Consider the following 26,677-nt stretch of genomic DNA (forward strand, 5'->3'; position numbering starts at 1 on the left):
CAAGTCCCTTCAGCACGAACAGGTCACCGTGTTCATGGGCGTTCCCACCATGTACGTCTATATCCTCAACCACCCCCTCATCTACCAGTACGACCTGAGCTCGGTGAGGCTGTGGACCTGCGGCGGTGCGCCTTTCCCGCGTGACGTCATGGAGCGCTGGAATAACGAGCTGGGGAGCCGCATCTATGAGGGGTACGGGCTGACCGAGACCGCTCCCCTGGTGACCATGCAGCCCCTGGAGGGGACCTACAAGCTGGGTTCCATAGGGGTGCCCCCGGAGGACGTCGAGGTGAAGGTGGTCGACGAGGAGGGTAGAGAGCTGGAGAGAGGAGAGGTCGGGGAGATCATCGTCCGCGGCCCCAACGTGATGAAAGGCTATTACAACAAGCCGGAGGAGACGGCCAAGGTCCTGAAGGACGGCTGGCTGTACACCGGGGACATGGCCTACATGGACAGCGACGGGTATCTGTTCATCGTGGGGCGCAAGAAAGACCTCATCATTCGCGGAGGCTTCAACATCTACCCGCGGGAGATCGAGGAGGTCCTCGTCTCTCATCCCCTCATCTCCGAGGCCGCGGTGGTGGGTGTGCCCAACAAGTACCTGGGCGAGGAGGTCAAGGCCTACGTAAAGCTCAAGCCCGGGTCCAACCTCACCGAGGAACAGGTCCTTGAATACTGCGAAGAGAAATTGCCCTATTACAAGACCCCCAAGTTCGTGGTCTTCGTCAAGTCCTTCAAGAAGGACCCCTCGGGACAGATCCTCAAGGACCTCATCGAGGAGGAGGGCTGAAAAGACGCCACGGGGATAGGTGCATAGCCCCTCTGTAAATCGCCGGGATGCTCGAGGCCTCTTCCAGTTCACGCCGGCAACGACGAAGGCCCTGAGGAGCTTCCCGGAAGGCCCCTTCCAGCGGATACCGTGTATAATGGGGGCATGCAAGGCTCCCTCGTCGACCGGATACTGGATTTTTTCATGCCCCTTTTCTCCTACTGGGGTTACGCCATCGTCTTCGGAGGGGTGTTTCTGGAGAGCCTCTTTCTCACTGGGTGGATCGCTCCCGGTACCATGGTACTCCTCCTGGCCGGCTTCTACGCCGCTCACGGGGAATTAAATCCGCTCATGGTCACCGCCACCGCCGTGGTGGCTGCCCTGCTGGGGGACCTGATAGGTTTCTTTATTGGGCGCCGCCTGGGACGGGGCCTCATATCCAGGTACCGGGACCGGCCCCGGGTAATGCTGGGCTTGGACAGGGGCCAGAGGTATTTCCGCCGCTATGGGGGCCTGACCGTTATCCTGGGCAGGATGCTCTCCGGGGTGGATGCCTTCATCCCGGTCACCGCGGGCATCAACCGGATGTCCCTCGGAGCCTATCTGGGTTTCGATATACCGGGCATCATCCTCTGGAGCGCCCTCTTCACCTGCCTGGGATATTTCCTGGGAACCCAATGGAGGACCATAGACCGCATCTTTGACGCCCTGGGCTGGGGCCTCCTGGCCCTCCTGGCCATGGTCGCCGCCGCCTGGTACCTGGCCCGGCGCCGGGCGGAACGGCTGACGGAGTAAACCGTCCCGCCGGACATCCTCCCGCGGGTCCTCCCGCGGGGCGGTATGCCCGGATGATTTCCGCGGAGGAAACCTGTCCCGCCTAGCGTCGTGAGCGGGCAAGAAGGGAAGAGGGGTTCCATTACCGCCCGTTCCGTTTATTCGCTGAGTATCCGTGGAGTGATCGCGCACGATAAGAAGGGGAAAGGTGAAGAAAGGTACCCTTGCTGAAGGTGTTGTCGGAAGGTATCCGCTACGGGTATTTACTGGTGCGCGCGTCTCTTCGTGGACGGGCGAGAAGGGAAACGGGGTACCCTTGCTGAAATTTTCGTTCGAAGCAGGAGCTTCGCCCGGTTGTTTTGCGCGGAGGGGGGCACCGTGTTAAAATATCGCCAATTTTAGGCGTCTCAGCGGGTTTCGGTCCAGATTTCGGATGAACATCGGGAGCAGGGAATTGACCAGCGGTCGCGCACTTCGAAGCAAGCTGCTTCTCTTCGTCCTTCTCCTGGCCTTCTGGATCGTCCTCACCGCCTCCCTGGCCCTGCATGAACTGGTCATGGGCGCGGTATGTGCGGCCTTCGTGGGGACCCTGACCGTCGCCCTTCTGGGTAGGGCCCTCGATCCGTGCATCACCCCCGCGGTTCTCCTCCGCCTCCCGGTCTTCATGGTGCGGCTGGTGTGGGAGATCATCAAGGCCAACATCGACGTGGCCAAGATAATCATCGATCCGCGCCTGCCCATCGATCCGCGCATCGTGGAATATCGAACCTATCTTCCCGGGGACCTCCCTCGCACGGTGTTCTCCGACTCCATAACCCTCACTCCGGGAACGGTGACCGTGGAGCTTGAGGGCGACGTCCTCAACGTGCATTGCCTCTGTCCTTACCACGAGGAAGGACTTGCCGGCCTGGAGGCACTGGTGGCCTGGCTCTTCGGGGTGAAGGGAATGAGTCAGGGGGAAGAAGATGGATAAGTTACTCACCGCCATCGCGCTGGTCATAGGCCTTAACGCCTTCATCTGCCTTTACCGGGCCGCGGTGGGGCCCACCACCCAGGACCGGGTGCTGGGGGTGAACATCGTGGGCACCAAGACCTTGGTGGTGGTCGTCCTGGTCACCTATATCCTGGCCGAGAACTACTTCCTGGACGTGGCCATCGTTTACGCCCTGCTGCTCTTCGTGGTCACCGTGGCCCTCAGCCGTTACCTGGAGGCGGAGGGCTGGAAGGAGGCGGGTTGAGGATGGCCAGGGATATCGTGGCCGGCGTCTTTTGCTGCATCGGGACCCTCTTTTTCATCCTGGGAACCACGGGACTTTTGCGTATGCCCGACCTCTTCACCCGCCTGCATCCCTCCACCAAGTGCGATACCCTGGGGGCCTGCTCGGTGATCCTGGGCATGGCGGTGCACAACGGGTGGTCCTGGGACCTGCTGAAGCTGGTGTTCATCGCCTGTTTCCTGCTGCTCTCCAGTGCCACCTGCGGGCACGCCATCGGCCGTTCCGCCCTGCGCCGGAACATACCTTACTGGAAGAAAAAGGAAGTGACGGAAGATGGGCACGGCGCTTAACCTGGTTCTCATCCTCCTGCTTCTGGCCACCGCCGTCCTGGCGGTTACCGCCAGGGATCTTTTGGCAGCGGTGATCATCTTCTCCGTGTACAGCCTCATCATGGCCCTCATGTGGCAGAGGCTGCAAGCTCCCGACCTGGCCCTCACCGAGGCGGCGGTGGGGGCGGGGGTGACCACCGTGCTCTTCGTCATCACCATCTTCAAGACCCGGAGGAGGGAGGAGGAATGAAGCGCGTCGCCTCCCTGCTCTTCATCGTCGCCCTGGCGGTACTGCTCCTCTACGTGGTGGCCGGCATGCCCCCCATGGGGGATCCGGACAATCCTACCGCCACCCACGTCATCCCCCGCTACCTGGAGAGGGCGGAGGAGGAGACCCATACGGTCAACGTGATAACTGGGATTATCCTTAATTACCGCGGATACGACACCATGGGGGAGGTGACGGTGATCTTCTGCGCCCTGGCCGCCGTGCTGGCCGTGCTGGGGAGGGAGAGAAGGGGGGTGATACACGGTTTCGTGGACCGTTCGGAGGTCCCCTCCTCCACCATCGTGAAGACCATGGTGCGCTTCATGGTCCCCTTCATCATCCTCTTCTCCGTGTATACCATCCTTCACGGCGAGACCTCGCCGGGGGGTGGCTTCCAAGGAGGTGCCGTCATCGGGGGAAGCATGATCATCTTCACCACCATCTTCGGGCTCTACGAATCCTCGAGGAGGATACCCCTCAAGGTGCGCGCTTCCCTGGAGGGGGCGGCGGTGATGGGCTTCTTCCTGGTGGGGGCCCTGGGGCTGGTGGGCGGGGGAAATTTCCTGACCTACGCCTGGCCAAGGGTGTCCCGGAGCCTGCACCCCTCGCTGGTGGTGTGGCTGACCGTTCTGGTGGAGGTGGGTATCGGCCTAGGAGGGGCCATGGTGCTCACCTCCATACTCTTCGCCATGATCCGGGAGGAGGAGGAAATTGCGCCTTCTTCATAACTATCATTACGCGGCGGCTATGATCCTCTTCTGCTTGGGGCTATATACGGTCATCGTGCGCCGCAACATCATCAAGAAGCTCATCGGCCTGAACATCATGGAGACCTCGGTCTTCTTCTTCTACATCTCCCTGGGATACCTGGATGGAGGCATCGCTCCCATCCGCACCGGCGGGGCCGACCCCTCCCGCATGGTCAACCCCATCCCCCAGGCCCTCATCCTCACCGGCATCGTGGTGGCGGTGAGCGTGACCGCCCTTGCCCTGTCCATGGTCATCCTCCTCTACCGCCAGTATGGCACCCTGGACGTGGACCGGCTCATGCGGGAGGAGGAGCCGGAGGCCGCGGAGAGCGGGAAGGGGGATTGAGTTGGGGGCCTGGAGGCACTTTCCCATCTTCATGATCACCGTGCCCCTCCTGGGGGCGGTGCTCCTGCCCTTCCTGGGATACGTGAGGGAGAGATGGGTTCCCTACGCCGCCCTCCTTCCCCTGGGGACATCCACCCTGCTGGGGATACTTCTCATCGGCCGGATACCTTCCGATGGTTATCTCAGCTATCACATGGGAGGATGGGAGCCGCCCTTCGGCATCGAGATCCGGCTGGACTACGTGGGCCTGTTCCTGATGCTGGTGGTGTGCGGCATAACCTTTCTGGCCCTGGTATATTCGCGACACTACATCGAAAAAGAGGTCAGCGGCGGACGGCGCACCGCCTATTACGTACTGTACCTGCTCATGTCCGGTGCCATGCTGGGTTTCGTGGCCACCGGGGACATCTTCAACCTCTTCGTGTTCATGGAGATCCTGGCCCTCTCCTCCTATGCCCTGGTGGCCATAACCGGCAACCGCAACGCGGTGCGCGCCGCCTTCAAGTACATCCTCATGGGGGCACCCTCCTCCATCATGGTCCTCCTGGCCATAGGGTTCCTCTATTCCGTCACCGGGACCCTGAACATGGCCGACCTGGCCGGGCGCATCGCCGAATCGGGTTACACGGAGGTGCTCATCGTCTCCTACATCCTCCTGGTGGTGGGATTCGGGGTCAAGGCGGCCCTTTTCCCCCTGCACATGTGGCTCCCCGACGCCCACTCCATCGCCCCCTCGCCCATCAGTGCCCTCCTCTCCGGGCTCTTGGTGGAGGTATGTGCCTTCGCCTTGGTGCGCATCACCTTCTCCATCTTCACCCTCCGGGCCTCGGACCTGGTGATGGGGACGGCGGACGCGGTGGGCGTGGCGGCGGCGGCGGCGGTCCTCTACGGGGGAATCATGGCCATCCTGCAGAAGGACCTTAAGATGATGATCGCCTATTCCACGGTGAGCCACATCGGCTACATATTCCTGGGCCTCACCGCCTTCACTGCGGAGGGGCTGACCGGGGCCATGTACCACATGCTGGATCACGGCCTGGCCAAGGCCTGCCTGTTTTTGTGTGCCGGAAACTTCATCTACCTGAAGGGATACCGGAGGATAGAGGATCTGAAGGGGGCCTGGAGCCAGATGCCCTGGACCTGCTTCGCCTTCGCCCTGGCCTCCCTTTCGGTCATCGGCATCCCTCCCACGGCGGGGTTCATCAGCAAATGGTACCTCATCCTGGGGAACGTGGAGGGGGGCAAGTGGCTGTACGCGGCGGTGCTGCTTGCGGGAAGCATCCTGGCGGCCGTTTACTGCCTCCGGGTCCTTTATTACATGTTTTTCCAGGCGGGTAAGGAGGGCGCCTGGGAGGAGTACTGGCATGACGCGCCGCCGGCCATGCTGGCGCCGGTCTGGGCACTCTCCCTGGCCACGCTCTTCTTCGGCGTCTTCTCCTCCCTGCTGATACCATCGTTGCTCAAGGCTGCGACGTATTTATTATGAGCGGATAAGGGGGTAGTCGATGCGAGAGAGCACCTTTTCGGTAGTCCCACTGGTAGCCGTTCTGCTGCCCTGGATTTCGCTGCTGGCCATCCTGGCCTTCCCCAAGCGGGCGGAAAAACTGCGGCTGTGGTTGTGTTTCCTGGGTTCGCTGGCCACCTTCGGGGTGGTGCTCTCCATACTTCCGGGCATCCTGGACGGCAACACCTACACCATCAAGCTGGCCAGCGTGGTGGAGAACCTGGAGATGCGCCTCACCGTGGACACCCTGGGATATTATTTCGGCCTCATCCTGGCCTTCCTGTGGATGTTGGCCACGGTTTACTCCATCAGCTACATAGACCACAAACACAACCGCTTCTTCGCCTTCATGGCCCTGTGCGAGTCCTTCATCCTGGGCTGCGCCTTTTCGGCCAACATGTTCACCTACTTCATCTTTTACGAGATGATGACCTTCGGGTCCTATCCCCTCATCATCCACGAGGAGACCACCATGGCCCGCCGTGCGGGCTACAAGTACCTGGTTTACGCCATTGCCGCGGGCACGGTGCTCTTCTTCGCCATCGTGGCCCATTATTTCTGGGGAGACGGGCAGCTGGCGTTCTCTAGGTACGGGGTGCTGAGCCTGGAGATGGCCTCCAAGGCGGCCCTGATGACCGTCTTCTTCACCTACCTCGCCGGATTCGGCGTCAAGGCGGCCATCATGCCCCTGCACGGATGGGTACCGGACGCCCATCCCGCGGCGCCCTCTCCGGCAAGCGCGCTGCTCTCGGGCGTCATCCTCAAGGCGGGAGCCTTCGGGATCATTCGGGTGTGCTTCAACGTCTTCGGGGTAGACCTGATGCGGGAGCTGAAGGTCTACCCGGTGATGGCCGTGCTGGCCTGCATCACCATCGTGGTGGCATCGGTCTTCGCCCTGACCCAGGACAACCTCAAGCGGCGCCTGGCCTACTCCAGCATCGGGCAGGTCTCCTACATCATCCTGGGGCTGTCCATGCTGGCCCACGACGGGGCCCTGGGCGGGGTTATGCACCTCACCCACCACGCCCTCATGAAGGGTTGCCTGTTCCTCTGCGCTGGGGTGATCCTGGTGAAGACGGGCAAGAAGAACATCAGTGAGATGGCCGGCATCGGTTACCAGTTGCCCATCACCATGATCTGCTTCTCGGTTTGCGCCCTGGCCATGATGGGTACGCCGCCCTCGGTAGGGTTCGTTACCAAGTGGCTGCTGGGAAGCGGTTCCCTGGAGGCGGGGCTTCCGGTGTACATTGTCGTGCTCCTGGTGAGCGCCCTGCTCAACGCAGCCTATTTCCTGCCCATTATCTACATCGCCTTCTTCCGTTGGGAGGGTGACGAGCTCGACGAGCACGGGGAGAGACACCATCCCAAGCTGGTCTTCGGCAAGGAGGCCGACCACAAGCTGGTGGTCCCGGTGGTCATCCTGGCCGCCCTGGTGGTCGTCGTGGGCATCTGGAGCAACGTGCCCGGCTTCCCCTATTCGCTGGTCAGCAAGGTGGTCAACATCATCTTCCGCTGAGAGGTGAGCTGCCTTGAACCTTTTCGACTGCGGAGCCGGAGAGAACCTGGGGGTTATCAACGGGTTTTTCGCTGAGGGGTGAGTTCCGGGAGTGCACGAGGAGAAGTTAGCCGTCCTGTCCTTCAGCCTCTTGCCAGCGCTGGCTTTGCTCCTCCCCCTCCTGGGGGCGGTGGGGGCGGCCGCGGGAGGAGAGAGGAAGCCCCGCTGGCGTAACTGGTCGGCGGTGCTGAGCACGGGAAGCACGGTGGCGGTGGTGGCTTCCCTCCTGGCGCGAGTGGTGGGGAAAGGTCCGGTCTACTTCGAGCTGGGCTTCCTGCGCCTGGGGGAGAAGTTCTCCTGTGGGCTGGAGGTGGACGCCGTGGGGGCTTTCTTCGCCTTCTTCGCCTCCATCCTGTGGTTCGCCGCCTCGGTGCACGCCTTCCGGTACATGGATCACGAGCACAAGCGTACCCGCTTCTTCCTCTTCATGCTCCTTACCGAGGCCGCCACCCTGGGGGTCTTCATGGTGCAGGATTTTTTCAGCCTTTATCTCTTTTTCGAGGCCATGGGCTTTCTGGCCTACCTCCTGGTCATCCATTCCGAGACCCCCCGGGCTCGAGCCGCGGCGGCCAAGTATATAGGCATGACCGTTATCGGGGGGCTGAGCCTCATCGGGGGCATATTCCTCTACCTGGGGTATGCGGGGACCACTTCTTTCCGGCCCCTCGTGGAGAGCGCCTGGCTCACCGGTCCCTTCAAGGTGGTGGCCCTCGTCCTGCTCATCGCCGGCTTCGGGGTCAAGGCGGGCATGGTGCCCCTGCACATCTGGTTGCCCGACGCCCATCCCGCCGCGCCCTCTCCGGCCAGTGCCCTGCTCTCCGGGGTGATGATCAAGGCGGGTGCCTACGGCATCCTGAGGACGGTGCTCAGTTTCCTGCAATCACCGGCAGCCCACGGTGCTGAGGGGCACGCCGCGGCGGGGCATGGGGCGGAGGGAGCCGTCCACACCGCCGGTGGCCTGGCCGCCGACGTGCGCATGCTGGGGTTCGCCGTCATCTGGATCGCCGTGGCCACCATGTTCATCGGCATGCTCCTGGCCCTGGTGCAGAGGGACATCAAGCGCACCCTGGCCTATTCCAGCGTCAGCCAGATGGGCTACATCCTCTTCGGACTGGGATGCCTGGGGTACCTGGGCGCGGAGGGGGCCATGGGCATGGGTGGAAGCCTTTACCATATCATCAACCATGCTTTCTTCAAGGGCTGTTTCTTCCTAGCCGCGGGTTCCGTCCTCTTCTGTGCCCACGAGCTGGACATGTTCAAGCTGGGCGGACTCTGGAGGCGCATGCCCCTGACCACGCTCTTCTGGTGTATCGCCGCCCTGGGCATCATGGGCATACCCCTGGGAAACGGGTTCGTCTCCAAGACCCTGCTCCACCACGCCATACTCGAGTCCCACCACCTGGCGGAGGGCGCCCGCCTGGCCACCGCGGGTTGGGTGAAGGCCGCTGAAATCATGTTCATCATTACCAGCGGCGGTACCATCGGCTACATCACCAAGATGACCTACTACACCTTCTTTCGGAGGCCGGACCCGGAGCACGCCTCCCACCTGGAGCACGTCCGGGAGGCCCCTGGGTGGATGCTGGCCGGCTCGGGGCTGCTGGCGGCGGGGGTTCTCTTCAACGGGCTTTTCCCGGGCCTGCTCCTGCGGCGGCTGGTGGGACCGGCGGCGGGCACGGTGCCGGGCCTCGACGCCCACTACGTGGAACACTTGGCCCATACCCCCATCTTCCTGTGGTCCAACATCAGGGAGATCTTCATCCCCTTGGCCATCGGCCTCGGCGTCTTCGTGCTGGGGGCCTGGCCGGACCTGCTGAAGGTGCGCAGGCGGGGACCGGACCTCTTCCAGTTCCGGCTGCCGCGCTGGCTGGGAGTGGATTTCTGGTACCTGGCCGCGGCACGGGGTTCCCTGAGACTCCTCTTCTGGGGAAAAAGGACCTACGCGCCGGTGAAGGAGGGCGTTGTCTCCCTGTGCAGGAGGGGTGCCGAGGCCGCCGTTTACGCGGTGAGGGAGGTTATCTATCCCTCACTGACCGCGCGTCCGGTCTCCTGGGTGAGCCGGCAGGCGATCCAGCTATACGGGAACGCACGGAGGGAGCTCTTGCCCCGCATTCGCGAGTACCAGGGGGACATCGCCGTGGGCGCCCTGGTCATAGCCGTATCCCTCACCCTCTTCTTGATCATGCGCCTGATGTGAAAAAATGACAATGGTGGAGGAGACCATGCGGGCCATGTTGGGATTGACGGCGACCAACAACCTGGGGAGGGACCTTTTCGCGGCCTTCATCGCCGCCCTGGCCGGGATGGCGGTGCTCCTCTACGCCGCGGCTTCCGATCTCTTCGACCTGAAGTTCTTCAAGTTCGACCCCTTTTCCCTGCGCTATCCCCGGGAGGCGCGTATCGAGTACTGGTACGTGCGGGCGGCCAGGAGATTTCAAGCCTTCCTGGCCAGCGGGGGATGGAGTTATGCCAAATTCAAGAAGAGGGCCAAGGTGGCCTTCAAGAGAGACTGGAGGAGGTTCCGGCGAGAGACGCGCCGCATGCTGCCCGAGGCCGCCCGGCGGTTGAACCGGGACATCGCCCTGGGCGCCCTGGCCATAGCCGTGGCCCTGGTGGCCTTGCTGATCATGAGGCTGGTCTGAACGGCTGAAGAAATAAATCGCCGGTCGCTTCCAGAGATCATTTCATTAATTGCCATGAGGGTGGCCTGAAGGGCCGAGGAAGGAGATTCGGGGGACGAAGAAAGGGATGACGTGGAGGGTGATCATGGGCAAGAGAGTCGCGGTTCTGGTTCTCGCGGTCGTCCTGCTGCTCGTGGCCGGCCTTTCCGTGGCGCAGGCGGAGGGGAAGGAGGCCGGAGAGGGCGAAGGAGGGGGCTCGGTAAAGCTGGTGGTGACCATAGCCGCCATCTGGCTGGCCATCCTGGCCGCGGTGATCACCGTGGTGGTGGTCACCCGGCGCAAGGCGGGAGAGGAAGACCGGCAGAGCAAGGAAGGATGAGGGGGTTAAACCTTTGTAGTTCCGCATTAAATGGCTTGACCGGAATGGTTTAAGCAATACCCGCATAAGGGACTGAACCTTTACAGCTGTGGATTCAACGGCTTGAGCCCAGTGTGATACGGTTGGAAGGTTAGATCCGAGGGAGGTATAGGAAATGAACGACAAGCAATCCGGCGCGGCGCGATGGCTGACCGCCCTGGCGGTGGTCTTCATACCCCTGTCCATCATCATCCTCATCTCCGGTTCCTGGCTGGCCAATTTCACCTCCAACCAGTGGACGCGCTACCTCCTCTTCGCCTCCTGGGTAACCCTGACCCTCTCCATCGTCCTGGGGGTGGTGAACATGGTGGGCCGCGCTGGAGACGGCAGCCCTTCTGCGGGAACGGAGGAGAGCGAAGGAGAGGGGGGAGGTGAGGGGGAAACCGTATCCGGCGCAGCCCCCTCGGGCATGGACATGGAGAGATACAGGGTGGAACAGGCTCTGCTCCTGGGCCAGGCCACGGCCTTTCTCCTGGGCCTCTTCCTCTACGTGGCTTTCATCTCCTGGATGGTCCTCCCCAAGATCGGCTTGGCCGGCCTGTGAGATCCAGGGCATGAAAGAACCAGGGCATGAGGGAATATATCCACCGCTTTTACCGCCGGCAAATGTGGGCGGAAGGCCTGGTCTCCTTTCAGGTCAGGATAAAGGAGAGCGACCTTTTCATCTGGGCGGTGCGCGATCTGCGCCGGGAGGCCCGTGACTCGCTACTGCGGCATCGCTCCCTGTTGGAGGAGTTCATGGCCCGCCAGCCCCCCTTCGCCACCACCTTCCTCCCTTACCCGGTTCCCGAGGACGCCCCGGGTATCGTGCGGTGCATGGCGGAGGCGGCGGCCCGCGCGGGCGTGGGTCCCATGGCCGCCGTGGCGGGTGCGGTGGCCGAGATGGTGGGCCGGGACCTCCTGCCCCTGTCGCCGGAACTGATGGTGGAGAACGGCGGGGATATCTTTCTCCGTTCGAGGATGGAGAGGCGCATAGGCGTCTTCGCCGGGGAATCCCCCTTCAGCGGGCGCCTGGCCCTGGTGGTGGGACCCACGCCTCCCGAAGGGCTGGGGATATGCACTTCCTCGGCCACCGTGGGGCCGTCGTACAGCGCCGGGGCAGCCGACGCCGCCCTGGTGGTGGCGGAAACCGCCAGCCTGGCTGACGCTGCCGCCACCGCCCTGGGAAACCGGGTCAAGTCTCCCGAAGACATGGAGGAGGCTCTGGCATACGTGGCCGGCCTGGAAGGGGTATCAGGCTGCCTGGTCATCATGGGGGACAGGCTGGGGGTCAGGGGAGACCTCCGGCTGGAAAAAACCGGATAGACGAAGGGCCATGTTTTCCCACTGCAGACTATTATTGGGTAGAGTTTCCATGGGGTTAAGCCGAAGCGATATGCCTTCGCGGGCTCGGGTCCGCGTATACGAATCCGGCCATGCATTCTCGCGCTCTCGACCTGGTGGAAGTGAATCGAGCTGAAATCACCGTCATTGCAGGTGCTTCCCCTTGCTCTTCCTTGGTGTAGCGGGTACCCGTACATTGGGGTTGTGCGCCGTCCACGCAAACCCCGAAGACGGTGCCTTTTCGACCCACGTAAACTGCGGTAGCTCTCCTTATGGTGTATAAAATTAATGGATACGGCGGATTCGGTAGGGGGGAAGCGATGAGCTTGGAACGGGCAGAGGCGGAAAGAAGGGCGGAGGAGCTGCGCCGGGAGCTCAACTACCACAATTACCGCTACTACGTGCTCGACGACCCGGTGATCAGCGACGAGGAATACGATCGCCTGATGCGCGAGCTGGTGGAGCTGGAGGAGAGATACCCGGAGCTGGTCACCCCCGATTCCCCCACCCGAAGGGTGGGTGCCCCCCCGGCGGAGGCCTTCCAGCCGGTACAGCACCGGGCACGCATGATGAGCCTGGACAACGTGTTCGACGAGGAGGAGCTGCGGGCCTTCATCCGACGGGTGGAAAATCAGGTGGGGAAGACGGATTACGTCTGCGAGCTGAAGATAGACGGGGCGGGCATCGCCCTGACCTACGAGGACGGGGTCTTCGTGCGCGGGGCCACCCGCGGCGATGGCGTGACCGGGGAGGATGTCACCGCCAACCTACGGACCATCAAGTCCCTTCCCCTGCGGTTGCTCGGGGAGCGTCCGGTTCCCTACCTGGAGATCCGGGGTGAGGTCTTCATGCCCAAGGAGGCCTTCCTGGAGCTCAACCGGCAGCGGGAGGAGGAAGGGCAGCCTCCCTTCGCCAACCCGCGCAACGCGGCCGCCGGCTCCCTGCGCCAGCTGGATCCCCGCGTTACCGCCTCCCGCAACCTGGACCTCATCTGCTACGAGATCGGGTATGTGGAAGGATGGGAATTCCGCACCCACCGCGAGGTGCTGGAGCAGATCGCCGCTTGGGGGTTCCGCGTCAGCGAGCATTGGAAGCCGGCTGACGGGGTGGAAGAGATCCTGGATTTCTGCCAGCATTGGATAGCCAGGAGAGACGAGCTGGCCTACGAGGTGGACGGAGCGGTCATCAAGGTCAACCCCTTGGAAGTGAGGGAGAGGCTGGGGGCCACCAGCAAGGCCCCGCGCTGGGCGGTGGCCTACAAGTTCCCCGCCGAGGAGAAGACCACCCGTCTCCTGGACATCGTGGTCAACGTGGGTCGTACCGGGGCACTGACCCCCACCGCGGTGCTGGAGCCGGTCTTCGTGGGGGGCTCCACGGTCTCCCGGGCCACCCTCCACAACGAGGACGAGATACGCCGCAAGGGGATAAAAATAGGCGACGTGGTCCTGGTGCACAAGGCAGGGGACGTCATCCCCGAGATCATCAAGCCCATCGTGGAGCTGCGGGACGGGACGGAGCGGGATTTCGTCATGCCCGACCGCTGCCCGGCCTGCGGGGGGAAGGTGTACCGCCCGGAGGGGGAGGTGGTGGCCAGGTGCGTGAACGTGGACTGCCCGGCCCGGCTCTTCGAGAGCCTCCTCCATTTCGCCTCCCGGGGGGCTATGGACATCGAGGGACTGGGCCCGGCCACCATCCGGGAGCTCATGGACAAGGGTTACGTGCGCTCCGTGGAGGACATCTACTACCTGACCGAGGAACAGCTCTACACCCTCACCGGTTTCAAGGAGAAGTCGGTCTCCAACCTCATGAACGCCATACGCCAGAGCAAAAAAAGGCCGCTCTCACGCCTGCTCTTCGCCCTGGGGATCCGCCACGTAGGTGCCCACGTGGCCGAGGTGCTGGCCAGGCGTTTCCGGAGCATGGACGAGCTGGCGCGGGCCGGGATGGAGGAGCTGCTGTCCGTGGAGGAGATCGGCCCCACTATTGCCGAGAGCGTGCGGGCCTTCTTCGACGAGCCACGCAACCTGGAACTCATCCGGCGCCTCAGGGAGGCCGGGGTGAATATGGAGGAGGAGGTGGAGGAAGGTCCGCGCCCCCTGGAGGGCTTGACCTTCGTCCTCACCGGGGCCTTGTCCTCCATGACCCGGGAGGAAGCACGGAGGGCCATAGAGGAGAGGGGGGGTAGGGTCAGCTCCAGCGTGAGCCGCAAGACGGACTACGTGGTGGCTGGGGCCGACCCGGGGAGCAAGTACGAAAGGGCGCGTGAGCTCGGGGTGAGGATAATCGGGGAGCAGGAATTCCTCGAGCTCTTGCGGGAGTAGCCGCGCGGGCGACCGGGGTATATCATGGGCCTGAATGTAAGCGAGCCCCCTTATTTCATGGGAATCGAGGCGATGTAAGAAGCGGAGGATGTTTCGATGATCACCGAGAAGGACGTGGAGTACGTGGCCTGGCTGGCCCGCCTGGAGCTGACCGCGGAGGAGAAGGAGCGGTTCACACGGCAGCTGGGGCAGGTCCTGGAGCACGCGGAAAAGATAAAATCGCTTGATACCTCGGACGTTGAGCCTACCTCCCACGTGGTTCCCCTGCGTAACGTCATGCGTGAGGACGTCGTGGAGCCGGGGCTGACGCAGGAGGAGGCCCTCTCCAACGCTCCCCGCCGCGAGGGCGGGTACTTCGTGGTCCCCAGGATTGTATGAGGTGGTGGGGAGGCCGGTGAGCCCCATCCTGCTCCTCGCCACCGCCTCGGTGCTGGCGGGAATCGCCCTCTGGTTCCGCTTCCGGAGCGGGGTCAGGGGGGAGATCGGCCTCTGGTTTCTGCTGTGGCTCCTGGCCGCCGCCCTCTCCGCGGTTTTCTCCGCGGTGTCCTGGTGGGTCGGGGACCGGACGGTGAGCCTGTCCTTTTTCCAGGCCACCTCGGTGCTCATGGTGGCGAGCGCCTTCTTCGTCTTCCTCTTCGCGCGTTCCTTCGGGAGGAACGTCGATTACCGGGCCTATTTCTGGTCCCTGCCCTTGCAGCTGGCCGCCGCCGCCGCGCTGGCAAACGGGCATTCCATGTTCTCCCGGCGGAGCCGGGCCTGGGTCCTGGACAACTCCTCTCCGGCGGCCTGGATCGTGGCGGCGGCGCTCCTTATATATTCATTGCTGGCCATCTATTATATAGCCGTCCTCCTCAGGGAACTGCGCCGGGAGGGTCACGGCGAGGAGGCCCAGAGGATGGGCGTCATCCTGGCCGCGCTGCTCATCCTCTTTTATGCTAATGTCCTGGGCGGCATCCTGGGGGCTCGGGGATGGTGGGAGGCGCGCGTGCCCCTGGTGGAGCTGGCCGACCTGGCGGGGGCGCTGGTCCTCGCCTGGGGGGTGGCGGGAAGGCGGTGGAATCGGAGCGAGTCCACGGAGTCGATGGAATAAAATGGTAGAATCATGCGAGATGTCCCGTGAATTGCATGGCTTCCACCTTCACGGGAACGGAAGCGGTGGGATTAAATGGTAAAGCCATACGATGCATCTTTTAGGTGGTGTGCTTCCTTCATGTCGAAGGCGGAGGCGAGGGGATAAATGGGAGAACTGTACGAAGCCAAGGCTTGGGAACTGAAAGAAATGCTTCGCCGGAGGGAGGTCTCCGCCGTGGAGATCTTGCGCTCGGTGAAGACTCGCGTGGAGGAGGTGGAGGAGCGCGTCCGTTCCTACATCACCCTCACCCTGGAGGAAGCGGAGAAGGCGGCGCGGGAGGTGGACGCCGCCCTGGCCGAAGGTCGGGATCCCGGACCGGCGGCGGGAATCCCCATGGCCGTGAAGGATGTGCTCTGTACCCGGGGCATCCCCACCACCTGCGGCTCTCGCATCCTGGAGAATTACGTCCCGGTCTACGACGCGACGGTGGTCCACCGCCTGCGCCAGGAAGGCCTGACCATGGTAGGCAAGGCCAACATGGACGAATTCGCCATGGGGTCCTCCACCGAGAATTCCGCCTTCGGCCCCACCCGCAACCCCTGGGACCTGGAGAGGGTGCCCGGCGGCTCCAGCGGCGGCTCGGCGGCGGCGGTGGCCGCCGGCGAGGCAGTCTGGGCCCTGGGCTCGGACACCGGTGGGTCCATCCGTCAGCCGGCCTCCTTCTGCGGCCTGGTGGGGTTGAAGCCCACCTACGGGCTGGTGTCCCGGTACGGGTTGGTGGCCTTCGCCTCCTCCCTGGACCAGGTGGGTCCCATAACCCGGGACGTGCGAGACTGCGCCCTGCTCCTGTCCCTCATCGCCGGGCACGATCCCCGGGACTCCACCTCCCTCCAGGTCGAAATTCCCGACTACCTGAAGGGCATCGAGGGAGGCATAGAGGGGATGAGGGTGGGAGTGCCGCGGGAGCTCATGCAGGAGGGCCTCACCACCGGGGTGAGGGAATGCGTGGAGCGCTGCCTGGACATTTTCCAGGAACTGGGAGCCGAGGTGGAGGAGGCCACCCTGCCCCACCTGGATTACGCCCTGAGCGCCTATTACATCATCGCCCCCGCCGAGGCCAGCTCCAACCTGGCCCGCTACGACGGGGTGCGTTACGGGCTGCGGGTAGAGGGGGAGGACATGCTGGAAATGTACGGAAAGACCCGGGCCAGCGGTTTCGGGGCCGAGGTGAAACGGCGCATCATGCTGGGCACCTACGCCCTTTCCGCCGGGTACTACGAGGCCTATTACGGCCAGGCCCAGAAGGTGCGTACCCTCATCCTGGGCGATTTCCGAAGGGCCTTCGAGCGCTACGACGTCCTGGTAAGTCCTACCTCCCCCACCCCGGCCTTCCGCCTGGGGGAGAAGGTCGAGGATCCGCTGGCCATGTACCTCTCCGACGTGTACACCATACCTGTGAACCTGGCGGGCATCCCGGCGGTGAGCATCCCCTGCGGCCTGGAGGACGGCCTCCCCGTGGGGCTCCAGATCATGGGCAAGGTTCTGGACGAGGCCACCCTGCTCCGCGTGGCTTGGGCCATGGAGGAGGCCATCGGTTTCCGGGAAAGGCCGCCGGCCGGAAGGGGGGTGGGATGATGGGCGATTACGAGGCGGTCATAGGGCTGGAGATCCACGCCGAGCTGAAGACGCGTTCCAAGATGTTCTGCCCCTGCGACGCCTCCTTCGGAGGGGAGCCCAACACCAAGACCTGCCCGGTATGCCTGGGCCTTCCCGGTGTCCTTCCGGTGCTCAACCGGCGGGCGGTGGAGCTGGCCGTGCGCCTGGCCCTGGCCCTCAACTGCCGGATAGCCGACCGGTGCATCTTCCACCGCAAGAACTACTTCTATCCCGACATGCCTAAGAACTACCAGATATCCCAGTACGATCTGCCCCTGGGCGTCGGCGGTTACCTGGACTTGGAGACGGAGGACGGACCCTTCCGGGTGGGCATCACCCGGGTGCACATGGAGGAGGACACCGGCAAGACGGTGCACGCCAGCGAGAGCGGGCGCATCCACGGCTCGGAGTACAGCCTGGAGGATTTCAACCGGGCCGGGGTGCCGCTCCTGGAGATCGTCACCGAGCCGGACATACGCACCCCGGAGCAGGCCCGCCTCTTCATGCAGGAGCTGAAGAGCATCATGGAGCACCTCGAGGTGTCCGACTGCAAGATGGAGGAGGGAAGCCTGCGCTGCGACGCCAACATCTCCCTCCGCCCCAGGGGCTCTTCGGAGCTGGGGGTCAAGACGGAGATAAAGAACATGAATTCCTTCCGGGCCCTCTACCGTGCCCTGGATTACGAGATTTCAAGGCAGAGGGAAATACTGGAAAACGGCGGCGAGATCGTCCAGGAGACCCGCCACTGGGACGCGGACGCCAACGTGACCACGCCGCTGCGGACCAAGGAATACGCCTACGACTACCGCTACTTCCCGGAACCCGACCTGGTCCCCCTGGAGCTGGATCGCGGGTTCATCGAGGAGGTGAGGTCCTCTCTCCCGGAGCTTCCGGCGGAAAGGCGCCGCCGTTTCCGCGAGGAATACGGGCTTCCCGTACATGACGCCGCCCTCCTCACCTCCTCCAAGGCCATGGGAGATTACTTCGAGTCCACCGTGGCCGCGGGAGCCCCGCCCAAGGCGGTGAGCAACTGGATGATGGGCGAGATATCCGCCTTCCTCAACGCGAGGGCCCTGGAGATCGGGGACCTCAAGGTGACGCCGGACCGGCTGGCGGAGCTCATCTTCCTGGTGGAGAGGGGGACGGTGAGCGTCACCATGGCCAAGTCGGTGCTCGAGGATATGCTGGAGAGTGGCCGGCGTCCCATGGAGGTGGTGGAGGAACGGGGCATGGCCCAGATAAGCGACCGCGGGGAGCTGGAGCGCCTGGTGGAGGAAGTATTGGTAGAAAATCCCAAGGTGGTCGAGGATTACCGCAAGGGCAAGGAGAAAGCCCTGGGCTTCCTGGTGGGCCAGGTCATGCGCAGGACAAAGGGCAGGGCCAACCCGCAGATGGTGAACGAGATCCTGGCCGTAAAACTAAGGGAAGACGGATGAAGCATATGAGGTAGAGGATGGATAGGGGCAGGTTCTGTCCACGCTGCGGAAAGGAAGCCCGTGAAGGAGATTCCTTCTGTACCGCGTGCGGTGCCGACCTTCGGGGGGGTGGAGATGACCGGCCGGCCGAGGCTGAGCGGGCGGCGGTAGCGAAGCAGGCAGTGGATGGGGGAGATTCGTCGCTTGCCCGGCCCCTGGGAGCGGAGGCGGCGGCCGCGGCTCCCGGCGTCGCCCCCGGCGCGTCGGGGAGGAAGCGCCTGGCCCTGGTCCTGGGAATGATCGGTGGGGTGCTCCTGGTCGCGGGGGCCGTGCTCCTGGTGCTTTACCTCGCCCTTTGGAGGGGAGGAGGCGACGTCGGAGACCCGTTATCCCTGGCTCGGAAATACATGCGGGCCCTGGAGGAAAAGGACGTCGAGGCCATGGAGGAATGTTTCGACCCGTATTATTTGACCGCCGAGGATCGAGCGAACCTGGAGGATTTGGGGCTGGATACGCGTGGAGTGTTCGAATGGGCGATGTCCTTGGTGAAGGTCAGCTTTTCGGACGTGAAGTTGAGGGTGGAACACGAAGATGCCCAGAACGCAGTGGTGGTCACCACCGCTGGGAGCCTTTCCTTCTCCGTCTTGGGTTGGAACAAGGATTTCGACCTGGGAGTGGATCCCATGCGGTTCAGAATGACGAAGAGGGAGGGCAGTTGGTACCTCACCGAGGACCCCATCAACGAGATCATGGATGAGAATCTAAGTCCCGAAGAGGAAATGGAACTGTTCGAGGATTCCGATATCCGGGGGCTTTTGGAAGAGCTGATGAAGGATATGGGTCTCGACGACCGGGAGCTTCAAGATCTTAAGGAACTGTGGCGGGAGATGGAGGAACGGCTGCAGGAAAAGGATGAGGGAAGCCCCGCGGAAGTGGTCACCTGAGGAAACCCCCCTCATCATGCCCGGCACGCTCCCGGGCTTTGAATGGATCTTGGTTGCTCCGCCTTTACCTCCCGTGCGCCATCCGCCACGGTCGCCGGAAGTGACCCCTACCTCGGTTGGTCGGTCCATGCTTTTTAATGCGTTTCCAGCCCGGCCCACTGGGTTCCGGAAGCGGGGAAACGCATGAGGACCGGCTTCTCCGCATTGCGAAACGCCGAACCCACCTGGCCCGCCGGGTGCCGTGGGAGTGGAAACGGCGGACAAGGGCATGAAGCGGAGATAAAGGAAGGCGGGCGCGCGCCCGCCTTCTCTATCGCCTCCTGGTTTAACGGATCCCGGGGATGGAGTCGCCTGGAGGCAACTCCCTCTTGCCCGGAGGGTTCAGCTTTCCTCGGAGACCAGCTTCTCATAGGCCGCGGCGTCCAGGAGGTCATCAACCCCGGAGGGGTTGCCGAGCTTCACCTTGACCATCCACCCGGCGCCATAACAGTCCTCGTTGATGATCTCCGGAGCCTCCACAACTTCCTGGTTGACCTCCTCGATAACCCCGTTCACCGGGCTGTAGACGTCGGATACCGACTTCACCGACTCGATCTCCGCGTAGGGCTCACCGGCCTTGACCTCCGTGCCCACCTCGGGAAGCTCGAGGAAGACGATCTCGCCCAGCTGGTCCTGGGCGTAGTAGGTGATACCCAGGGTGGCCATGTCTCCCTCGATCCTGGCCCACGCGTGCTCGGGATGGTACTTCAGATCCTCCGGGTACATCTGTCTTCACCTCCAGTCCGTACGGTTACGACGATGCCATCATATCCCAACCTCATTCTCCGCGCCACATCTTTTCCGGGTAGCTGGGCGGGTTCGGGTGGAGGGGTGGATATCCGCCGATGACCCCGCCGTCGTCGACGCCGACGCCCGGGATGATCACGCCTGCCTACTTCCTTGCGGGAGCGGCGTGGATGGCGCGGTCGTGGGCCGCCTCCGCCGCCTCCATGATGGCCTCGGCCAGGCTGGGGTGGGCGTGCACCGTGCGCCCCATGTCCTCCGCCGTGACCCCCATGCGGATGGCCAAGGCCACTTCGTGGATGAGGTCCGAGGCATGGGGCCCCATTATCTGGCACCCGAGGACCTTGTCCGTGGAGGCGTCCACCACCAGCTGGACGAAACCCTGGCCCTTGCCCATGGCCAGCGCCTTGCCCAGGCCGCCGAACATGAAGCGGCCGATGCGGGTTTCGATGCCCCGCTCCTCCGCCTTGGCCGGGGTCAGGCCCACGCTGGCTATCTCCGGCTCGGTGAATATGCAGGCTGGCACCACGTCGTAGTCCATCCTGGATTCCAGACCCATGGCGTTCTCCGCGGCGCAGATGCCCTCAAAGGAGGCCACGTGGGCCAGGAGTATACCTCCCACCACGTCGCCGATGGCGTAGACGCCGGGTACGCTGGTCTCCATACGCTCGTTGACCACGATCTCGCCCCGCTTGCCCAGCTCTACGCCGACCTCCTCCAGGCCCAGGCCGGAGGAGTTGAGAGAGCGACCGATGGAGACCAGGAGCTTCTCCGCCTCCAGTATATCGCCGGTGGAGAGCCTGGCCTTCACGCCGTCGGGACGGTACTCCACCATCTCCTCGATGGTCACCTCGGTCAGGATCTCGATGCCCTTCTTGTTGAGGATGCGCTTCATCTGCTGGGAGATGCGCTCGTCCTCGGTGGGCAGGATGCGGGGCATGAGCTCCACCATGGTCACCTTGGTCCCCAGGGCGTTGTAGATGGTGGCGAACTCCGAGCCCACCACCCCGCTGCCCACGATGATCAGGGACTTGGGTATCTCGGTGAGCTCCAGCCCCTCCGTGGAGGTGAGGATGGCCGGCTGGTCGAAGTCGAAGGTGGGAAGCCGGGCGGGCTCGGAGCCGGTGGCGATGATCACCTTCTCGGTCTCGATGATCTTTTCCCCTTCCTCCGTCTCCACGATGACTTGGTTGGGGGAGGCGAGCCTTCCCGTGCCCTTCACCACCTCCACCTTGTTCGCCTTGAGCAGCTGGGCGATACCGTTGCGTAGCTGGGCGCTGACCTTGTCCTTGCGTTCCACCATGGCCTTAAGGTCAGGGACGGGTTCGCCGACCCGGACCCCGTACTCGTGCGCTTCCCTTATGGTCTCCACCACCTCGGCGCAGGCCAGCATGGCCTTGGTGGGGATGCACCCCCGGTTGAGGCAGGTTCCTCCCAGGAGGTCCTTCTCCACCAGGACCACGCCGCTTCCCAGCTGGGCCGCCCGGATGGCCGCCACGTAGCCCCCGGGGCCCCCGCCGATGATCACCAGTCTGGCCTGTTGCTTCTCGGCTGCCATGATCTCCTCCTTCGGACATAGTTCCGGCTGACGGGAAACGGTCCTTGTATCGCGTGCGCCCCCGGTTCGCGTCCGGGCGCGCATCCAAGCTATTTTATCACGCGGAAAAGGGAAAATGGCCACCGGAAGCGGGTTCGGCGGCCCGCCTGCGGAGAGGCGAAGCCCTTGGCAAAAAACCGGCGGTCATGAATAATGTGGGGGAACGTTGGGGAACGCCGTGGACGCCGCAAGGGCGTCGGAAGTCGCGAGGATCGCCGGAGGACACCAGGATGGGTTTGACCATCACCGAGAAGATCTTCTCCGCCCACCTGGGGCGCGAGGTGCGCGCCGGGGAGCTGGTGGTGGCCGAGGTGGACTTCATGATGGGCCAGGACGGCACCTCCCCCTTGGCCATCCGGGCCTTCGAGGAGATGGGGGGTCGCAGGGTGCGGCATCCCTCCCGGGTGGTGCTGGTCATCGACCACAGCGCTCCCAGCCCCCTGGAAGGAGTTTCCAACCTGCACGCCATGATGCGCCGCTTCGCCGCCGAGCAGGGGGTGGGCCTCTACGACGTGGGATGCGGGGTGTGCCACTGCCTTCTCCCGGAACAGGGTCACGTGGTTCCGGGGGACATCGTGGTGGGGGCGGATTCCCACACCACCACCTACGGGGCCATTAACGTCTTCTCCACTGGGGTGGGGTCCACGGACCTGGCCGCGGCCATGCTCAGCGGGAGCCTGTGGTTCAAGGTGCCGGAGACCCTGAGGCTGGAACTGCGGGGAACCCTGAAGCCGGGGGTCTACTCCAAGGACGTGGCTCTCTTCCTGGCTGGGAAGCTCACCGCCGACGGGGCCACCTACCTGGCGGTGGAGTACGGGGGCGAGATCGTCTCCTCCCTGTCCGTGGAAGCCCGTTTCACCCTCTCCAACATGGCCGTGGAGATGGGAGCCAAGGCCGGCCTCATGGAAGCGGACGAGAAGGTCATGAAATGGCTTTCCGGCAGGGCTTCGCGAGCCCCGCGCCCGGCATCGCCTGACCCCGACGCCTCCTACCGGGAGGTCCTGGAGTTCGACCTCTCGGACCTCGGTCCCCAGGTGGCGGTGCCCCACCGGGTGGACAGCGTGAAACCGGTGGAGGAGGTGGAGGGCATACCCATCCAGGAGGCGGTTATCGGGACCTGCACCAACGGAAGGCTGGAGGACCTCGAGGAAGCGGCGCGCATCCTGGCCGGGAGGAGGGTGAGCCCGGAGGTCCGTCTGGTAGTGGCCCCGGCATCGCGCCAGGTGCTCCTGAGGGCTATGGAGAAGGGCGTCATCCAGAGGCTGGTGGAGGCGGGGGCGGCCCTGGTGACCCCGGGCTGCGGGCCCTGCGTGGGTACCCATAACGGGGTGCCCGCCGACGGGGAGAACGTCATCTCCACCGCCAACCGCAACTTCAAGGGGCGCATGGGCAACGCCAAGGCCTTCATCTACCTGGCCAGCCCGGCCACGGTGGCCGCCAGCGCGGTGGCAGGGAAGATAACCGATCCCCGGCGCATGTTGTGAGGAGAAGGGCGGGTGTCTTGAGATGGCCGAGAACCTGGTCTTGCGGGGCAGGGCCCACGTCTTCGGGGACGACCTCAACACCGATTACATCATCTCCGGTAAGTACAAGTTCAAGACCCTGGACATGGACGAGCTGGCCCGCCACTGCATGGAGGACCTGGACCCGGAGTTCGTGAAGAAGGTACGGCCCGGGGATTTCATCGTCGCCGGGAGCAACTTCGGGTGCGGTTCCTCGCGGGAGCAGGCTCCCCTGGTCATCAAGCACGCCGGGGTGGCCGCCGTGCTGGCTCGTTCCTTCGCCCGCATCTTCTTCCGCAATGCCATCAACAAGGGATTGCCGGTGGTGGAATGCGACACCTCGGGCATCCGGGACGGGGACGAGCTGGAGGTGGACCTGGGGGCGGGGAGGGTGACCAATCTCACCCAGGGAACGACCATGGACGTCGTGCCCCTGCCCCCGGTGATGATGGACATCCTCCGCGAGGGGGGGCTTACGGCCTACCTCAAGAAGCACAGCGGATTCAAGCTGTGATATTCTCATATCCTTCGTTTTACCTTCCCCGGGCTGCCTAAGCGGGGGAGGCCAGGGTGGCCGGAAGAGAGGCCGCTTCGGGACAAGGGAGGTTCGAGGTGGCGAGGAGAGTGACCTTGATCCCCGGCGACGGGGTCGGACCGGAGATCGTGGAGGCCTGCCGCAGAGTCATCGAGGCCGCGGGGGTGGATATCGAGTGGGACGTCCAGGAGGCGGGCGCCGTAGTCATGGAAAAATATGGAACACCGCTTCCGGCCCACGTGCTGGATTCCATCCGTGCCAACGGGGTGGCCTTGAAGGGGCCCATCACCACGCCGGTGGGCTCCGGCTTCCGGAGCATCAACGTGGCCCTGCGCCAGGAGCTGGACCTTTACGCCAACTTGCGCCCCGCCCGCAGCCTGGAGGGGGTGCGCTCGCCCTACCGGGACATCGACCTGGTGGTGGTGAGGGAGAACACCGAGGACCTTTACGCGGGCATAGAACGCAAGCTGGATGAGGACACCGCGGAGAGCGTCAAGCTCATCACTCGCCGGGCCTCGGAGCGCATCTGCCGCTTCGCCTTCGAGTATGCACGCCGCGAGGGGCGGCGCAAGGTCACCGCGGTGCACAAGGCCAACATCCTTAAGTTCACCGACGGCCTCTTTTTAGAGACGGCCCGCGCCGTGGCCGCCGAATACCCGGACATCGAGTTCGAGGACCGCATCGTGGACAACATGGCCATGCAGCTGGTGCAGAAGCCGCACCTCTACGACGTGCTGGTGATGCCCAACCTCTACGGGGACATCATCTCCGACCTCTGCGCCGGGCTGGTGGGGGGGCTGGGGGTGGCTCCCAGCGCCAACATCGGGGACCAGATCCAGGTCTTCGAGCCGGTGCACGGCAGCGCCCCCAAGTACACGGGCATGAACAAGGTCAACCCCACGGCCCAGATACTCTCCGGGGTGCTCATGCTCCGCCACCTCGGGGAGACGGAGGCCGCGGAGCGCATCTACCGGGCGGTGGCCGAGGTCATCCGGGAGGGCAAGCGGGTCACCTACGACCTGGGAGGGGAGGCCGGGACCTCGGAGATGGCCGATGCCATCATAGAAAAGCTTTGAGGCGGCGCGGGGAACGCCGTGGGGTACAGACCAACGCCTTCGGTGTCTTCACGCCGGAGCAGAGTCCGGGAAGGATCTGCGGCCCGAAGGGAAAGAATGCCTTGACGGTTCCCCGCAATATCTAAATAATACAAAGAACAACCACTTTTACGTGGACTCGCGGTATTTCATACCCTCTTTCCAGGAGGAAAACCTTGGAACTCAGGAGCCAAGCCGTAAAGAAAGGCTTATCCAGGGCTCCCCACCGGTCGCTTCTCAAGGCCGACGGCTTCATCGACCGGGAGATAGACCAGCCCTGGGTGGGCGTTGCCTGCGCCGCCAACGAGGTGGTGCCGGGGCACCTGCACCTGCAGCAGGTGGCCGAGGCGGTGAAGGCCGGGGTGCGCATGGGCGGGGGGACCCCCATGCAGTTCGGGATCATCGGCATATGCGACGGCATCGCCATGGGACACGCGGGCATGCGCTATTCCCTGCCCTCCCGGGAGGCCATCGCCGACAGCATCGAGCTCATGGCGCAGGCCCACGGCTTCGACGCCTTGGTGCTCATTCCCAACTGCGACAAGATCGTCCCCGGCATGCTCATGGCCGCGGCCCGCCTCAACCTCCCCACCGTGGTGGTGAGCGGGGGACCCATGCTGGCCGGGAGGCATGCCGGCAGGGACGTGGACTTCATCACCGTCATGGAGGCCCAGGGCGCGGTGGAGGCGGGACTCATGGATTCCGCCGAGCTGGCCCGCCTGGAGGAGGCGGCCTGCCCCGGGTGCGGGAGCTGCGCCGGGCTTTTCACCGCCAATTCCATGAACTGCCTCACCGAGGCGGTGGGGCTGGGACTGCCGGGGAACGGGACGGTGCCCGCCCCCCATGCCCGCCGCATACGGCTGGCCAAGGAGGCGGGATTGGCGGTGATGGAGATGCTGCGCAAGGACCGGCGTCCCCTGGATATTATTACCAAAGCCTCCCTGCGCAACGCCCTGGCCGTGGACATGGCCATCGGCGGTTCTTCCAATACCATCCTCCACCTCCTGGCCCTGGCCTACGAGGCGGGAGTGGAGATCGACCTGCGGGAGATCCAGGAGGTATGCGACGCCGTCCCCAACCTGGCGCGCATAAGCCCCGCCGGCGGGGGCCGTTATCACATGCAGGACCTGGACGAGGCGGGAGGCATCCCGGCGGTGATGGGGGAGCTTTTAAAGAAGGGGCTTATAGACCCCGAGGTTCCCTGCGTGGCCGCCGATCGCTTGGGGGACCTCCTGGAGGGGAAGGGCACCCTGAACCCGGAGGTCATCCGCCCGGTGGAAGATCCTTACATGCCCACGGGGGGGCTGGCCGTCCTGTGGGGGAACCTGGCCCCGGAGGGGGCGGTGGTCAAGCAGTCGGCGGTGCCAGACAACCTCCTGCGCCACCGCGGCCCGGCCCGGGTCTTCGACGCCGAGGAGGAGGCCGTGGAGGCCATGCGTTCGGGAAGGATACGGGAGGGCGATGTGGTGGTCATCCGCTACGAGGGCCCGCGGGGAGGTCCGGGCATGCGGGAGATGCTCAACCCCACCGCCACCCTGGCCGGCATGGGGATGGCGGAGAAGGTGGTGCTGGTGACCGACGGCCGCTTCTCCGGGGGAACGCGAGGCGCGGCGGTGGGGCACGTGTCCCCCGAGGCCGCCCAGGGAGGACCCATCGCCCTGGTGAAGGAGGGGGACGTCATAGAGCTGGACATCCCCGCCCGGGCCATACGGCTGGAGGTTCCGGAGGAGGAGCTCGAGGAGCGCCGGAAGGCCTGGAACCCGCCGCAGCCGCGCGTTCGCACGGGATACCTGGCGGAGTACGCGCGCCGGGTCTCCAGCGCCAGCCGGGGTGCCGTCCGGCTGAGGGAATAGAGCGGCGGGATAACCGTATGACAACTTTTTCC

The 26,677-nt window shown here is 64.1% G+C and carries 27 protein-coding genes; 25 read left to right on the forward strand and 2 right to left on the reverse strand.

The window, feature by feature from the left end; all coding sequences use genetic code 11:
* The 21 genes from QME84_11190 to QME84_11290 all read left to right on the forward strand — a co-directional run.
* Positions 1-790: AMP-binding protein (locus tag QME84_11190; GenBank protein MDI6874828.1), on the forward strand; the 790-nt coding region annotated here is incomplete at its 5' end.
* Positions 791-934: 144 nt separating this feature from the next.
* On the forward strand, positions 935-1,564 hold the full coding sequence (locus tag QME84_11195; protein ID MDI6874829.1) for a DedA family protein: 630 nt from the start codon (positions 935-937) through the stop codon (positions 1,562-1,564).
* Between the two features lie 412 nt (positions 1,565-1,976).
* A complete protein-coding gene (locus tag QME84_11200) occupies positions 1,977-2,516 on the forward strand; it encodes a Na+/H+ antiporter subunit E (protein MDI6874830.1) in 540 nt (179 codons plus the stop codon).
* Complete coding sequence (locus QME84_11205) at positions 2,509-2,781, forward strand: monovalent cation/H+ antiporter complex subunit F (GenBank protein MDI6874831.1); 273 nt, start codon at positions 2,509-2,511, stop codon at positions 2,779-2,781. Before QME84_11200 ends, QME84_11205 begins: the two co-directional genes overlap by 8 nt.
* 2 nt (positions 2,782-2,783) lie before the next feature.
* Positions 2,784-3,110 carry a monovalent cation/H(+) antiporter subunit G gene (mnhG, locus tag QME84_11210; protein MDI6874832.1) on the forward strand — a complete coding sequence of 109 codons (327 nt, stop codon included), beginning with the start codon at positions 2,784-2,786 and terminating at the stop codon, positions 3,108-3,110.
* A complete protein-coding gene (locus QME84_11215; protein ID MDI6874833.1) occupies positions 3,094-3,339 on the forward strand; it encodes a DUF4040 domain-containing protein in 246 nt (81 codons plus the stop codon). The genes mnhG and QME84_11215 overlap by 17 nt, the downstream gene beginning before the upstream one ends.
* Entirely contained in the window at positions 3,336-4,085 is a 750-nt protein-coding gene (locus tag QME84_11220) for an MnhB domain-containing protein (GenBank protein ID MDI6874834.1), read from the forward strand. Before QME84_11215 ends, QME84_11220 begins: the two co-directional genes overlap by 4 nt.
* Entirely contained in the window at positions 4,069-4,452 is a 384-nt protein-coding gene (locus QME84_11225) for a cation:proton antiporter subunit C (GenBank protein ID MDI6874835.1), read from the forward strand. The genes QME84_11220 and QME84_11225 overlap by 17 nt, the downstream gene beginning before the upstream one ends.
* 1 nt (position 4,453) lies before the next feature.
* Positions 4,454-5,938 (forward strand): monovalent cation/H+ antiporter subunit D family protein, encoded by a 1,485-nt coding sequence (locus tag QME84_11230; GenBank protein MDI6874836.1) that lies wholly within the window; start codon positions 4,454-4,456, stop codon positions 5,936-5,938.
* A 19-nt stretch (positions 5,939-5,957) separates the two neighbouring features.
* The gene (locus QME84_11235; protein MDI6874837.1) at positions 5,958-7,472 is read left to right on the forward strand and encodes a proton-conducting transporter membrane subunit; all 1,515 of its coding nucleotides are present in this window, start codon (positions 5,958-5,960) and stop codon (positions 7,470-7,472) included.
* 91 nt (positions 7,473-7,563) lie between these two features.
* Complete coding sequence (locus tag QME84_11240) at positions 7,564-9,708, forward strand: complex I subunit 5 family protein (protein MDI6874838.1); 2,145 nt, start codon at positions 7,564-7,566, stop codon at positions 9,706-9,708.
* Positions 9,709-9,712: 4 nt separating this feature from the next.
* Positions 9,713-10,153, forward strand: a complete 441-nt coding sequence (locus QME84_11245) for a hypothetical protein (GenBank protein MDI6874839.1) — start codon at positions 9,713-9,715, stop codon at positions 10,151-10,153.
* Between the two features lie 124 nt (positions 10,154-10,277).
* Positions 10,278-10,511 (forward strand): hypothetical protein, encoded by a 234-nt coding sequence (locus QME84_11250; GenBank protein MDI6874840.1) that lies wholly within the window; start codon positions 10,278-10,280, stop codon positions 10,509-10,511.
* Between the two features lie 154 nt (positions 10,512-10,665).
* Entirely contained in the window at positions 10,666-11,094 is a 429-nt protein-coding gene (locus QME84_11255) for a hypothetical protein (protein MDI6874841.1), read from the forward strand.
* Positions 11,095-11,120: 26 nt separating this feature from the next.
* Positions 11,121-11,855, forward strand: coding sequence for a UPF0280 family protein (locus tag QME84_11260; protein MDI6874842.1), 735 nt, complete (start codon positions 11,121-11,123; stop codon positions 11,853-11,855).
* A 338-nt stretch (positions 11,856-12,193) separates the two neighbouring features.
* A complete protein-coding gene (gene ligA / locus QME84_11265; protein ID MDI6874843.1) occupies positions 12,194-14,194 on the forward strand; it encodes an NAD-dependent DNA ligase LigA in 2,001 nt (666 codons plus the stop codon).
* 96 nt (positions 14,195-14,290) lie between these two features.
* Complete coding sequence (gatC, locus tag QME84_11270) at positions 14,291-14,572, forward strand: Asp-tRNA(Asn)/Glu-tRNA(Gln) amidotransferase subunit GatC (GenBank protein ID MDI6874844.1); 282 nt, start codon at positions 14,291-14,293, stop codon at positions 14,570-14,572.
* Positions 14,565-15,284 (forward strand): hypothetical protein, encoded by a 720-nt coding sequence (locus QME84_11275; GenBank protein MDI6874845.1) that lies wholly within the window; start codon positions 14,565-14,567, stop codon positions 15,282-15,284. Before gatC ends, QME84_11275 begins: the two co-directional genes overlap by 8 nt.
* Positions 15,285-15,431: 147 nt before the next feature.
* Complete coding sequence (gene gatA, locus QME84_11280; protein ID MDI6874846.1) at positions 15,432-16,901, forward strand: Asp-tRNA(Asn)/Glu-tRNA(Gln) amidotransferase subunit GatA; 1,470 nt, start codon at positions 15,432-15,434, stop codon at positions 16,899-16,901.
* Positions 16,901-18,358 (forward strand): Asp-tRNA(Asn)/Glu-tRNA(Gln) amidotransferase subunit GatB, encoded by a 1,458-nt coding sequence (gene gatB, locus QME84_11285; protein MDI6874847.1) that lies wholly within the window; start codon positions 16,901-16,903, stop codon positions 18,356-18,358. Before gatA ends, gatB begins: the two co-directional genes overlap by 1 nt.
* A gap of 17 nt (positions 18,359-18,375) precedes the next feature.
* A complete protein-coding gene (locus tag QME84_11290; GenBank protein ID MDI6874848.1) occupies positions 18,376-19,281 on the forward strand; it encodes a zinc ribbon domain-containing protein in 906 nt (301 codons plus the stop codon).
* Between the two features lie 381 nt (positions 19,282-19,662).
* Here the strand turns inward: QME84_11290 and gcvH are convergent, their stop codons facing one another.
* Both gcvH and lpdA read right to left on the reverse strand, forming a co-directional pair.
* On the reverse strand, positions 19,663-20,046 hold the full coding sequence (gcvH, locus tag QME84_11295) for a glycine cleavage system protein GcvH (GenBank protein MDI6874849.1): 384 nt from the start codon (positions 20,044-20,046) through the stop codon (positions 19,663-19,665).
* 166 nt (positions 20,047-20,212) lie between these two features.
* Complete coding sequence (lpdA, locus tag QME84_11300) at positions 20,213-21,622, reverse strand: dihydrolipoyl dehydrogenase (GenBank protein ID MDI6874850.1); 1,410 nt, start codon at positions 21,620-21,622, stop codon at positions 20,213-20,215.
* 269 nt (positions 21,623-21,891) lie between these two features.
* Here lpdA and QME84_11305 point away from each other — a divergent pair, with 269 nt between their 5' ends.
* The 4 genes from QME84_11305 (at position 21,892) to ilvD (ending at position 26,645) form a co-directional block, all read left to right on the forward strand.
* A complete protein-coding gene (locus QME84_11305) occupies positions 21,892-23,145 on the forward strand; it encodes a 3-isopropylmalate dehydratase large subunit (GenBank protein ID MDI6874851.1) in 1,254 nt (417 codons plus the stop codon).
* Between the two features lie 34 nt (positions 23,146-23,179).
* The gene (locus QME84_11310) at positions 23,180-23,677 is read left to right on the forward strand and encodes a 3-isopropylmalate dehydratase small subunit (protein ID MDI6874852.1); all 498 of its coding nucleotides are present in this window, start codon (positions 23,180-23,182) and stop codon (positions 23,675-23,677) included.
* A gap of 98 nt (positions 23,678-23,775) precedes the next feature.
* A complete protein-coding gene (locus QME84_11315) occupies positions 23,776-24,774 on the forward strand; it encodes an isocitrate/isopropylmalate dehydrogenase family protein (GenBank protein MDI6874853.1) in 999 nt (332 codons plus the stop codon).
* A 194-nt stretch (positions 24,775-24,968) separates the two neighbouring features.
* Positions 24,969-26,645: a dihydroxy-acid dehydratase gene (gene ilvD / locus QME84_11320; protein ID MDI6874854.1), complete on the forward strand. Its 1,677-nt coding sequence runs from the start codon at positions 24,969-24,971 to the stop codon at positions 26,643-26,645.
* Positions 26,646-26,677 lie beyond the last annotated feature (32 nt).

The sequence above is a fragment of the Actinomycetota bacterium genome, from assembly GCA_030019255.1.
Lineage (GTDB): Bacteria > Actinomycetota > Geothermincolia > Geothermincolales > RBG-13-55-18 > Solincola_A.

Coding starts and splice junctions, on each gene's coding strand:
- gatA (MDI6874846.1), top strand. CDS start 15,432: ATGGGAGAACTGTACGAAGCCAAGGCTTGGGAACTGAAAGAAATGCTT.
- QME84_11195 (MDI6874829.1), top strand. CDS start 935: ATGCAAGGCTCCCTCGTCGACCGGATACTGGATTTTTTCATGCCCCTT.
- mnhG (MDI6874832.1), top strand. CDS start 2,784: ATGGCCAGGGATATCGTGGCCGGCGTCTTTTGCTGCATCGGGACCCTC.
- QME84_11250 (MDI6874840.1), top strand. CDS start 10,278: ATGGGCAAGAGAGTCGCGGTTCTGGTTCTCGCGGTCGTCCTGCTGCTC.
- QME84_11260 (MDI6874842.1), top strand. CDS start 11,121: ATGAGGGAATATATCCACCGCTTTTACCGCCGGCAAATGTGGGCGGAA.
- QME84_11205 (MDI6874831.1), top strand. CDS start 2,509: ATGGATAAGTTACTCACCGCCATCGCGCTGGTCATAGGCCTTAACGCC.
- QME84_11200 (MDI6874830.1), top strand. CDS start 1,977: ATGAACATCGGGAGCAGGGAATTGACCAGCGGTCGCGCACTTCGAAGC.
- gcvH (MDI6874849.1), bottom strand. CDS start 20,046: ATGTACCCGGAGGATCTGAAGTACCATCCCGAGCACGCGTGGGCCAGG.
- QME84_11215 (MDI6874833.1), top strand. CDS start 3,094: ATGGGCACGGCGCTTAACCTGGTTCTCATCCTCCTGCTTCTGGCCACC.
- lpdA (MDI6874850.1), bottom strand. CDS start 21,622: ATGGCAGCCGAGAAGCAACAGGCCAGACTGGTGATCATCGGCGGGGGC.
- QME84_11290 (MDI6874848.1), top strand. CDS start 18,376: ATGGATAGGGGCAGGTTCTGTCCACGCTGCGGAAAGGAAGCCCGTGAA.
- QME84_11255 (MDI6874841.1), top strand. CDS start 10,666: ATGAACGACAAGCAATCCGGCGCGGCGCGATGGCTGACCGCCCTGGCG.
- ligA (MDI6874843.1), top strand. CDS start 12,194: ATGAGCTTGGAACGGGCAGAGGCGGAAAGAAGGGCGGAGGAGCTGCGC.
- QME84_11245 (MDI6874839.1), top strand. CDS start 9,713: ATGACAATGGTGGAGGAGACCATGCGGGCCATGTTGGGATTGACGGCG.
- QME84_11220 (MDI6874834.1), top strand. CDS start 3,336: ATGAAGCGCGTCGCCTCCCTGCTCTTCATCGTCGCCCTGGCGGTACTG.
- QME84_11305 (MDI6874851.1), top strand. CDS start 21,892: ATGGGTTTGACCATCACCGAGAAGATCTTCTCCGCCCACCTGGGGCGC.
- gatB (MDI6874847.1), top strand. CDS start 16,901: ATGGGCGATTACGAGGCGGTCATAGGGCTGGAGATCCACGCCGAGCTG.
- gatC (MDI6874844.1), top strand. CDS start 14,291: ATGATCACCGAGAAGGACGTGGAGTACGTGGCCTGGCTGGCCCGCCTG.
- QME84_11235 (MDI6874837.1), top strand. CDS start 5,958: ATGCGAGAGAGCACCTTTTCGGTAGTCCCACTGGTAGCCGTTCTGCTG.